Origin of the sequence: Emticicia agri, assembly GCF_004168285.1 — a bacterium.
GTDB classification, from domain to species: Bacteria; Bacteroidota; Bacteroidia; order Cytophagales; family Spirosomataceae; genus Emticicia; species Emticicia agri.
Genome location: NZ_SEWF01000119.1, coordinates 1 through 2,591 on the forward strand (window position 1 = coordinate 1; position 2,591 = coordinate 2,591).

General features: G+C 41.9%; 1 protein-coding gene and 1 pseudogene. Both read right to left on the reverse strand.

The annotated features are described in order from the left end of the window. Positions 1-1,431: pseudogene (locus tag EWM59_RS27300) on the reverse strand (DUF11 domain-containing protein); the annotation flags it as partial. Between the two features lie 50 nt (positions 1,432-1,481). Beyond that, a partial coding sequence (locus tag EWM59_RS27985; protein WP_207220075.1) for an immunoglobulin domain-containing protein occupies positions 1,482-2,591 on the reverse strand: 1,110 nt, incomplete at its 5' end.

Here is a 2,591-nt window from a genome sequence, read left to right on the forward strand (position 1 = left end):
TGACAGGCGAATGGTTCCTTCTTCACAAACCGGGCTGTTTGAAGCAATTGTCGGTACTGGAAGGTCTTTGATTTCTAAAGTAATCGTAACTGAGTCGGCACAATTAGGGTGTCCTTGCTCATACGCTTTCAACTTATATTTGTAAACACCAACAGCTGTAGGAAGTGCAGTGAATGACAATGAATTCTGACCTGAGATAATTCCAGTAGTCGGGTTGCTTGTTCCGTTATCATTGTACCATTCATAAATGAAAGTTGCGTTCGGATTCGGAGTAGTCTGGGTATTCTGAGCCGTGATAGCAGCAAATGTTGCATTAAAACAGATGCTTTGGTCGCCCGGACTAACCAATACCGGTGGTTTACCAGCTTCAATAAGAATCGGACAACAGCCACCACTCGGACAGGCGTTTGGCCCAACTGTCATATTATATGAATACTCACCTTCGCTGAATATGGTCATAGAGCCGTCAACATTCAGCCTTACACCATTACTTGCAGCATTTCCGGCTGTAATTATAGTACTACCTTTTCTCCATTCAATTCCGGTATAGCTTGGTAAAGTAATGGTATATTCATCATTGGTACAGTAATCGAATGGGGTTGAAATACAAGCAGACCCCTGGTCATCTTCGCCTGCGTTATTAGTAGTAGGACTTGAGTCAATATCCTGCTCATTTTCAGCCGATAAGTTGGCCGTTACATATTTTACACCTCTTGTGCTGACTGTTCCGGTTAAGGTCAAAGTAACAGTCTGGTTAACAGCAAGGTTACCGATTGTCCAGGTAGTGCTGCCATTATAAGTACCGGCAGCTGTTGTACCTGTTACTCCGGTAAGTCCTGCCGGAATACCTACGGTATAAACTACGCCTGTTGCAGGTCCTGTTCCTTTATTCTGAACAGTAATTAATACTGAAACAGTACCATTCAGTGCGACATAGCCGCTTGGTGTAACTGCTGTAGTTACCTCAATATCAGGATTTACAGGGGCTGTATTAAAGTTTACATATTCTAATGTAAAACTTTTATCTGTATAACAGGTACCATCTACCGAATACACACGGATGGTATATGCTGTCCCTGCCTGATTGGTTGGAGTAGGCAAGGTTTGAGAAATATAGCCTCCTGTTAAAGTAGAAAATTTGGGTGCACTGGCAAAATCGGGTCCGGTATAGGTATTGCCTACCGAGTAACCAATTCTATGGTCGCCTGATAATGCTCCCGAAATACGGATTTTAGCATCATTGGCAGTTGCAGTTGTGGCATCAACTCCTACTAAATTAAAATTTATGTCTACTTGGCAAGGCACAGGTGTTTGGGCAGCCACTTTTTGGTTCATAAATAATAGGAGGACACCAATAATTGATAGCCAAACCCATGGTCGGGTTCGTCTATGACTGGTCTGGAAAGTAATCTTGGGTACTTTGTTTTCCATTTGACAAATTGTTAAAATTTGGATATGTAAAGCTTAATTAAATTGAGTACTTACTTTGTTTTTAATACTGTGGCAGGTGGACAATAATTTTGTGGACACCCTTCACATTGTTTGGTTAATGAAACAGTTCTATCAATGGTACAACCATCAATATTTTTTATTCTAACAGTGTAAGCTTGGCTACTTCCTGTTGGGTTTGGTAAATTAGATGCTGGTACTAATCCGCCCGACGGTATGGTTATAAAAGCTGAGGCTATGGCACTATTATATGATGGTCCGATATTATAAGAATACTGGTCATCATTTCTATATCTATTTAGCAAAAGTTTACCATTATCTTGTGGATTATTCACAATACAAGTAGAGTTTATAGCAACAACCTCAGCATTTGGGGCAGAGTTGATTCTTGCTAAACCCGCTGTACGGGAAGGGCTTGAACAATTATTAGTGAAGCACGAGGCAAAGTAAAATGTGCTTTGCGTTAACGTATTTGTAGCAAAAGTTATGCCAGTTCCTACCAGATTTCCCCCTGTTTCAGCATCATACCACTGAATTGCACCTCCTATGCAACCATTAGCAGTAAGTGTAACCGACCCTGCCTCGCAACGGCTTGCCCCAGTAACGATTGGAGGTGTAGGTAAGTCATAAATTACTACAGTAATAGTTGCCGTAGCGCTACAACTCAATGAGTTTGTTACCGTAACAGTATAGATACCGTTAGCCGCTGACGTTGCATTAGTAATACTTGGGTTTTGATTGTTTGATGTATAAGCATTTGGTCCTGACCATGAATAAGAAGTGCCACCAGAAGCTGTCAGATTCAATGTTTGTCCCACACAAACAGGACTGTTTGAACCTGCTGTCGGTGTTGGCAGAGCATTAATCACTACCGAAGTAGTTGCTGTGGCACTACAGCCATTGGCATTGGTAACTGTTACTGTATAAACTCCGGCGTTAGCCGCTGTTACGTTGCTGATACTTGGATTTTGATTGGTTGAACTGTATGAATTTGGCCCTACCCATGAATAGGTTGTACCACCTGATGCTGTCAAGTTCAAAGTTTTACCTACGCAAACAGGTGTGTTTGAACCTGCGGTTGGGGTTGGTAAGGCATTAATGACTACTGAGGTAGTCGCTGTGGCACTACAACCATTGGCATT